Raw genomic sequence first — 8,257 nt, forward strand, 5'->3', positions numbered from 1 at the left:
GTGGTTTTTGAATCCTCGATCGGCGCCTAAAACATATTCTTTTTCTACTATCCTTTATTTTTTCCTCTATCCTTTCTTTTCGTTCGGCAGGTTCACCAGGAACTCGGTGGAGACCCCTTCCCTGGACTCCAGGTTTATCTCCCCTCCGTAGGCTTCCACCAGGGACTTGACGTTGAAAAGTCCGTATCCGCCATGCCCCTCGCCCTTGGTGGAGAAACCTCTCTCGAAGATATCCTCTTCCAGTTTTTCCGGGATTCCCGGCCCGGTATCCTTTACCGATATTATTATCCGCCCCGACTCGTCGAACAGAGACAGGAACATCCTCCGTCTATCCCTCGGCACGTCCATAAGGGCGTTCATACCGTTCTCCAACAGGTTCCCCAGTATCGCCACGAGAGCGTTGGAATCGACCCTTCCGGGAGGTCCCAGATAGCTGTCTTCGTCTATTCGAAACTCGATCCCCAACTCCCGACAACGGCCCATCTTCCCCAGGATCAGACCGCCTACCGACGGGTTTTTTATCCTTCTCGCGATGAAGGACATCACCGATTGGGTAGTCTGGACTGTCTCTGATATGAAGGAGACGGCTCGGTCGTGTTCCCCGAGCTGAACCAGTCCGCTTATAGTCTGAAGCTTGTTCAGAAACTCGTGGTTTCTCACCCTCAAGGCATCGACGTAACGTCTGACACCGGTCAGCTCCTCCGCCATCGAAGTGACCTCGGACATATCCCTGAAACTGGCCACGGCTCCAACCGTTCTTCCCTGACATACTATGGGCACCCTGTTGGTGAGTATCCTGGCGTTCTCAGACACCTGCTCTCTGTCGTACTCGGGGACGCCTGAACTCAACACCTGAGGAAGACGACTGTTCGGGACGACCACGTCCACCTGACACCCTATAACGCCCGAATCGGGAAGTCCCAAAAGCCGCCGGGCCTCGCCGTTTACGAGGGTTACCTTTCCGGTTCCGTCCACTGCCAGGATCCCCTCTTTTATCGATTCCAGCATGGCCTCTCTTTCCCAGAGAAACCTGTCTATCTCCTCCGGCTCGAAACCTCTCATAGATCGCTTGACCCCGTCGGCGAGCACTGTGGCTCCCACTATGCCGACCACCAACCCCAGAGCAAGGGCCATGAGAACGTTGGTCGTCAGCCTCCAGGTCTCTGCGTTTACCCTGTCGATAAGTATGCCGACGAGTACCGCTCCCACCAGCTCGCCCTCTCTGTAGATTGGAGCGAAAGCCCTCAGGGAGGGGCCTAGAGTTCCGATCGCCCGAGAGACGTAGGCTTCTCCAAGAAGCGCCCTTCCTTCGTCTCCTCCCACCACTCTTTTGCCTATCCTCTCAGGGATCTTGTGGGAATATCGAATCCCATTCGTGTCTATCACCACGACGAACTCGGTTCCGGTCTTCTTTCTTACTCCGTCCGCTATGGGTTGAACTATCTCCGCTCCGCCGGGTCGACCGACGTTATCGATTATCCCTGGAATGTGAGCCACGGACAAAGCGATGTCCATAGCGTCCTCCGCCATGCTCCTCTCGAACATGGGAATGACCGTTCCCCTTATGACCAGGCCGGTCACCAGAGAGCTCATCAGGAAAAAACAAAAGACGAGCCCTATCACCTTGCCTTTGAGGGATAGACGAAAGGAACTACCCATCAAACCGCCGAACTAACCGAAATCCCCAGAGGAACCTTCATCTCAGGATCGTCGGTTATCACGTGTCCGAAGCTCTCGGCCGGCGCTATCAAGGAAGGCGCAGCCGCACCTATCTTACTGGAATCAACCATCAGATAGAGCTGCTTCGTATTGCCCACCACCACCTGTTTAACTCCCGCGGTGAAAGGGGATAGATCGAACACCCCCGAATCGTATCGATAGGACGCGCAGGAGAGAAAGGCCTTGGAGAAAAACGATGACCGGAGCGACGACTCCGCCTTGGGACCTACCATGGAGTTGAAACCGGGGAGAAGACTGCCTCCGACACATTCCACGTTGAATCCCTGCGCCCCCGCCAATATCTCCAGCGCCTTGAGGCCGTTGGTGACTATATGCAGCCTGGTGAAGCGACTCACCAGCAGTTCGGCCAGAAAATAACAGGTCGTACCAGCTCCAAGAAAGACGACGTCGTTGTCGTTTATGTATTCCATGGCCTTAATAGCCAGAGATCTCTTCACGTCCACGTTTACGTGAAGTCGTCTGGCGAAAGACTGTTCCGCCCCGCTGGGACTCGACTGAAGTCTCACGAAACCGTATCCCGACGAGATCTTCCCCAGCGATATCAGGTCCTTTATATCCCTTCTTATGGTGACCAGAGAAACCGACAGATCCTCCGCAAGATCGGCCGGTTTAGCGCTGCCCTTTCTGTGAAGGACCTCAAGTATAGCTTTCCGTCTATCCTCTTTCGCGCCCAAGAGTCCGACTCTCCCTTCATATATCGTGTCTTCTTCGTCCCTTTATCTTGATCATTATAACGCCGAGATGACATCGTCTCTCCATCGAGATGATTACTTCTTGAAACATCGAACTTTCACACACTGAAGCAGTTGACTTTTGATTTTTCAGACGATATCATGTATCCAGTAACGAATACACTATATGGACACGTTCCAAAAGGAGGAATCGTCATCTTGAAAAGAGCAGCTTTAGCTATCCTGACGGCATTTATCGTGATCCAAGCGGCGGCCTGTCACGCAGCGGGACCGAGAGACATAGTGATAGGCCTGGCGGGAGACGCCTACTCGTTGGATCCCTACCCTCTCAACGAAACGATCACCAACGCGCTGAACTACCACATATTCGACAGACTGGTGGAGCCGGACAAGAACCTACAACCCCTCCCGGGACTTGCCAAGAGCTGGGAGATCTCCGACGATTCCAGAACATGGATCTTCCACCTACGGAAGGGCGTCAAATTCCACAACGGTAACGACTTCACCGTCGACGACGTAATTTTTTCCTTCGACCGCTCCAAGAGAAGCGGGAAATCGGCCTTCACCTACTGCCTCTCCACCGTCGAGAACTACGAAAAACTGGACGACCACACATTGAGGGTCGTATGCAAGGATCCCAACGCCCTTCTACTGGCTCACCTCAAAGACCTGGCCATAATGGACGAGGAAACCTGCAAGGGCAAGGAAGACGACTGGATCGCCCTTCATCCCAACGGAACCGGCAGGTATATGCTGGAGGAACATTTACGTGGGGATAGGCTCGTTCTAGTCAGAAACGAAAACTACTGGGGAGAAAAACCCGCACCGGAGAAAGTCACCTTCAAGCCCATCACCAACGAGGGCACCAGGACCGCCAACATGCTCTCCGGAGCGGCCGATCTGGTGGTGGACATCCCCGTAAGGGACGTGAAGATACTGGAGAGGAACAAGAGGATATCGGTACTGTCCGAGCCGAGCCTCAGGGTAATATACCTGAACCTGGCAGGATGGACCGACAAGCCGTCGGTGGACGCTAAGATGCCTCTCAGGTCTCCGGACGGGTCAAACCCCTTCAAGCACAGGAAGGTGCGGGAGGCCATATACAGAGCCATCGACGAGGACGAGATAGTAGACAAGGTGATGAACGGCTTCGCAGAACCGGCGGCGACCTATATACCCGAGGGCTTCAACGGCTACAACGGCGACATACGAAGATTGTCCTATGACCCCAAGATGGCGGAAAAGCTTCTTGACGAGGCGGGATATCCCAGACAGAAAGACGGCTATCGTTTCGAAGTAACCCTAGATGCCTCCAACGACCGCTACATCAACGACGGAGCCATTGCCGGAGCAATCGCCGGATATCTAGAGAAGGTGGGGATAAAGGTAAACCTTAACCTTATGTCCAGGACGGTGTTCTTCTCCTACATAAGCTCCTCCAACAAGACCGGCGACAACACCCATCTCTGCATGACCGGATGGGCCGACTCCGGCGGCGAGAGTGCGTTGATGGCCCTGGACCTGGTGTACAGCATCAGGCAGGACGGACCAGTCAAGGAGGGATACGGAGGGGTCAACAGAGGCTACTATCTCAACCCCGAGGCGGACAGACTGATAGACCTGGCGATGTCGACATCCGATCCGGAAGAGAGGGCGAAGATCATGAGAGACGTATGGGCCATGGCCGCCGAGGACGTGTCCTACATCCCCCTGCATTTCCAGAAGGACATCTACGCCTGCAACGACCGCATCGTCTACCACCCCAGAAAGGACAAGTACGTATATGCCTGGGACGTAGAGTTCAAGGATTGAGCTTTCGATCCTAAAAAAATCGACCGTCACGGCGGATCTCTCCCTTTCAGGAGGATCCGCCATGGTCTCTATCGCACCCACGGAGGTTGACCGTGTTCAGATTCATAGTTAAGAGAATGGGGCAGCTGTTTCTGGTGCTGTTCGCAGTCTCCATCATCGTATTCGTCTTCACAAGCGTCATGGGAAATCCGGTATATCTGATGGTCCGGGAGAACGCCACCGAGGCGGAAATCCAGGCGGTCACCCAATATCTGGGATTGGACAAGCCGTTGCCGGTCCAGTACGGAATCTTCGTGAAGAACTCCTTATCGGGAGACTTCGGTAAATCCTATATGTACCACCTACCGGCTTTGGGACTCATCGTCGAGAGATTTCCAGCGACCCTGGAGATAGTCTCGGTCGCCCTTTTGCTGTCCGCCTTCATAGGCATTCCCCTAGGGGTAATATCCGGAGCCTACCCCAAGAACCCCTTCAGCAAGGGGGTCATGGCCTTCTCCATAGCGGGAATATCCATGCCCTCCTTTTGGATAGGCATGGTCCTGATATTTTTCTTCGGCATTTTCCTAGGGGTGCTTCCCGTCTCCGGCAGAGGGGAGACCGCCGAGTTTCTAGGCATATCGACGAGTCTGGCCACATCGGACGGCTGGAAACATATACTGCTTCCAGCCGTGACCCTGGCCCTGGGCAACATAGCCACGATAATAAGGTTGACCCGCTCGGGGATGCAGGAAAACATGAGACAGGACTACGTGAAGTTCGCCAGGGCGAAAGGGGTACCCCGAAGAAAGGTGTTGTTCGGTCACGCCCTGAAGAACACCCTTATCCCGGTCGTGACCATCTTCGGCCTACAGATGGGTAGTCTCATAGCCTTTACGACCATAACCGAGACCATCTTCGCCTGGCCCGGAATGGGTAAGCTGCTTATAGACGCCATAAACAGCGCCGATCGTCCGATAATAGCGGCCTATATACTCTTCGTGGCGGTCATGTTCGTCTTCATCAACTTCGTGGTGGATATTATGTATGTGTTCATAGATCCCAGGATAGATCTACAGTGAGGAGGACCAAATGGCTGAAGCGACGAGTAAGGGATTTCTTACGGATCTGAGAAAGACCGAGTTCTTCCACAACTATATCCGATCCACTTCCGGTATAGTCGGGTCCATCCTGGTTATCTCGGTCATTCTCATCGCCGTATTGGGACCCATATGGACGGTTCAAAATCCCTACGACATAGCGACATTGGAGCTCAAGGACGCCTATAAACCGCCTATGTGGCTAGAAGGAGGATCCCCCGACTTCCCTCTCGGAACGGACCAACAGGGGCGAGATATGCTTAGCGCAATAGTCTACGGAAGCAGGGTGTCTCTCTTCATCGGATTGGCTGGAACCGCTCTGGCAAGCGCCATAGGAATATTCCTGGGGTTGGTAGCGGGATACTTCGGAGGCAAGGTGGACAACGTGATAATGAGGATAGCGGACATACAGCTTTCGTTTCCGACAATGCTGATAGCCCTGTTCCTCATGTCCGTCCTGGGTAGGGGCGTGGTTAACATACTGATATCCCTGACTCTGGTGGGCTGGGTCAGATACGCCAGGACCGTCCGAGGCGAGACCCTTTCGGTCAAGAAAAACGAGTACGTCGAAGCAGCTAAGGTCATAGGGCTCCCCCACCGCAGGATACTGTTCCGACACATAATGCCCAACGTCTTCGCATCCATCATAGTCCTCTCGACGATACAGGTCGGATCGTTCATATTGACCGAAGCCAGCCTGAGCTTTCTCGGCCTGGGAGTACCTCTTACCCGGCCATCCCTGGGGATGCTGTGCAACAACGGATTCTCGGTGCTCTACAGCGGCCTTTGGTGGGTCTCGATCCTTCCGGGGCTCTACATCATGGTCATAGTGTTCGGCACCAACCTCCTCGGGGACTTCCTGAGAGACGAGCTGAACCCAAAGTTAAAGTGACGTGGGGAGGGATCGATATGGCTGAAAGACTCCTGGAAGTTAAGGATCTCAAGACCTACTTTCACACCTTCAAGGGGACCGTCAGGGCGGTGGACGGAGTGTCCTTCTCCGTGGATCACGGTGAGATCCTGGCCATAGTGGGAGAATCAGGAGGAGGCAAATCCGTCACGGGGTTCTCCGTCATAAGACTGATAGACGAGCCGGGACGGATAGAATCGGGCTCCATCGAATTCGACGGCAGCGATCTAATGAAACTCTCCGAGAAAGAGATGAACCGGGTGAGGGGAAGGGATATCTCCATGATATTCCAGGACCCCATGACCTCTCTGAATCCGGTATACACAATAGGCAGACAGCTGGACGAAACTCTGAGGCTGCACACCGACATGGACGGTAGGGCTAGAAAGGAAGCCTCTATCGAGCTTCTGAGGTCCGTGGGCATCTCCACCCCGGAGAAAAGGCTACGAGCCTACCCTCATCAGTTCAGCGGCGGAATGAGACAGAGGGTGGTCATAGCCATAGCCCTGGCGGCGGATCCTAAAATAGTGATAGCCGACGAGCCGACCACCGCTCTGGACGTGACGATACAGGCCCAGATCCTCAGGCTGATGTCCGACATGGTCAAAAACAGGGGAAGATCCCTGATACTGATAACCCACGACCTGGCGGTGGTGTCCGAGATGGCCGACCGAGTCAACGTGATGTACTGCGGTAAGATCGTGGAGACCGGGACCACGAGGACCGTCATAGACAAAAGCGCCCATCCCTACACCAGGGGACTAATAGGCTCCATACCGGACCTGGATAGAGACAAAAAGAAGCTGGACACCATAAAGGGGATCGTTCCCAATATGTTCGATCTGCCCGAAGGCTGTCGCTTCGCCCCCAGATGCCCCTTCGCCCGAGCCATATGTGACGAAAAGGAACCGCCTCTGGTCGAGGTTGCGGAGGGACACCTGGCGGCATGCCATTTTCCACTCGGAGAGGAGAGCCTGTAGATGGAACACCTTCTGGACGTACGGGATCTGGTTCAGAGTTTCGACCTGAACCCCGATCTTCTCAGCAAAATAACCTTCGACAAGGGACGGCCTACGATAAAAGAGAGGATCGTCAAGGCGGTGAACGGGATAAGCTTTTCCGTGAAAAAGGGGAAGGTCTTCAGCATAGTGGGAGAGTCGGGCTGCGGGAAATCCACCGCGGCAAGGACGGTAATAAAGCTGATAGAGCCGAAATCGGGAAGTATAACCTACGACGGCAGGGACATAACCGAGCTTTCCAGAGAGGAGATGCTCCCTCTCAGAAAGAGGATGCAGATGATATTCCAGGATCCCTATGCGTCCCTAAACCCCAGACAGAGAGTCTTGGACATACTGACCGAGCCGATGCTGTTTCATAGAACTTCATCCTCCGTTGCAGAGGCGAGGGAAAAGGCCATGAAGCTGCTTAAACGGGTCGGGATCAGGGCGGAACAGGGATCCAGATACCCCCATCAGTTCAGCGGAGGTCAGAGACAGAGAATAGGCATAGCCAGGGCCCTGGCGGTGGAACCGGAGCTTATAATAGCGGACGAACCGGTATCGGCACTGGACGTCTCCATACAGGCTCAGATACTGAACCTGCTGATGGACCTTAAGGACGAACTATCTCTCTCCTATCTTTTCATAGCCCACGACCTCTCGGTGGTCAAACACATAAGCGACGAGATAGCCGTCATGTACCTGGGATACATCGTGGAAAAGGGGGACAAACGACAGATATTCTCGAACCCGTCGCATCCATATACCAGGGCGCTGTTCTCAGCCATCCCCAGGATATCCGGGAAGACCTCCGACACAGAGGACCTTCCTAAGGGAGAGATTCCAAGCGCGATAGACCTTCCCTCCGGATGTCCGTTTCACGGAAGATGCAAGGAGGCCATGCCTCTTTGCTCCCGACTGAGACCAGAGGCACAAGAGATGGAGCCGGGACATGTTGTCTCGTGCCACCTGATGAAATCGCAGAGTTGAAGGCTCGAAAGCACAAAAAAGCGGCGGTCCCTAGGGACC

Annotated in this window: 7 protein-coding genes; 5 read left to right on the top strand and 2 right to left on the bottom strand. The window is 54.2% G+C overall.

The features are described from left to right. Window positions 1-66: 66 nt before the first annotated feature. Window positions 67-1,593 (bottom strand): ATP-binding protein, encoded by a 1,527-nt coding sequence (locus L2W58_RS10300; RefSeq protein WP_236103254.1) that lies wholly within the window; start codon window positions 1,591-1,593, stop codon window positions 67-69. Window positions 1,594-1,658: 65 nt separating this feature from the next. Continuing rightward, window positions 1,659-2,414: a DeoR/GlpR family DNA-binding transcription regulator gene (locus L2W58_RS10305; protein ID WP_236103255.1), complete on the bottom strand. Its 756-nt coding sequence runs from the start codon at window positions 2,412-2,414 to the stop codon at window positions 1,659-1,661. Between the two features lie 216 nt (window positions 2,415-2,630). On the opposite strand from L2W58_RS10305, the gene L2W58_RS10310 reads away from it, so the two are divergent. From L2W58_RS10310 to L2W58_RS10330, 5 genes are all read left to right on the top strand, one after another. Beyond that, window positions 2,631-4,244 carry an ABC transporter substrate-binding protein gene (locus L2W58_RS10310; RefSeq protein WP_236103256.1) on the top strand — a complete coding sequence of 538 codons (1,614 nt, stop codon included), beginning with the start codon at window positions 2,631-2,633 and terminating at the stop codon, window positions 4,242-4,244. 92 nt (window positions 4,245-4,336) lie between these two features. Further along, the gene (locus tag L2W58_RS10315) at window positions 4,337-5,302 is read left to right on the top strand and encodes an ABC transporter permease (protein WP_236103257.1); all 966 of its coding nucleotides are present in this window, start codon (window positions 4,337-4,339) and stop codon (window positions 5,300-5,302) included. A 10-nt stretch (window positions 5,303-5,312) separates the two neighbouring features. Continuing rightward, on the top strand, window positions 5,313-6,212 hold the full coding sequence (locus tag L2W58_RS10320) for an ABC transporter permease (RefSeq protein WP_236103258.1): 900 nt from the start codon (window positions 5,313-5,315) through the stop codon (window positions 6,210-6,212). Between the two features lie 17 nt (window positions 6,213-6,229). Then, a complete protein-coding gene (locus L2W58_RS10325; RefSeq protein WP_236103259.1) occupies window positions 6,230-7,210 on the top strand; it encodes an ABC transporter ATP-binding protein in 981 nt (326 codons plus the stop codon). After that, a complete protein-coding gene (locus tag L2W58_RS10330; protein ID WP_236103260.1) occupies window positions 7,211-8,218 on the top strand; it encodes an ABC transporter ATP-binding protein in 1,008 nt (335 codons plus the stop codon). It begins immediately after the preceding gene. Window positions 8,219-8,257: the final 39 nt, after the last annotated feature.

Source organism: Dethiosulfovibrio faecalis, assembly GCF_021568795.1.
GTDB lineage: Bacteria > Synergistota > Synergistia > Synergistales > Dethiosulfovibrionaceae > Dethiosulfovibrio > Dethiosulfovibrio faecalis.

Coding starts and splice junctions, on each gene's coding strand:
- L2W58_RS10300 (WP_236103254.1), bottom strand. CDS start 1,593: ATGAGCTCTCTGGTGACCGGCCTGGTCATAAGGGGAACGGTCATTCCC.
- L2W58_RS10320 (WP_236103258.1), top strand. CDS start 5,313: ATGGCTGAAGCGACGAGTAAGGGATTTCTTACGGATCTGAGAAAGACC.
- L2W58_RS10325 (WP_236103259.1), top strand. CDS start 6,230: ATGGCTGAAAGACTCCTGGAAGTTAAGGATCTCAAGACCTACTTTCAC.
- L2W58_RS10330 (WP_236103260.1), top strand. CDS start 7,211: ATGGAACACCTTCTGGACGTACGGGATCTGGTTCAGAGTTTCGACCTG.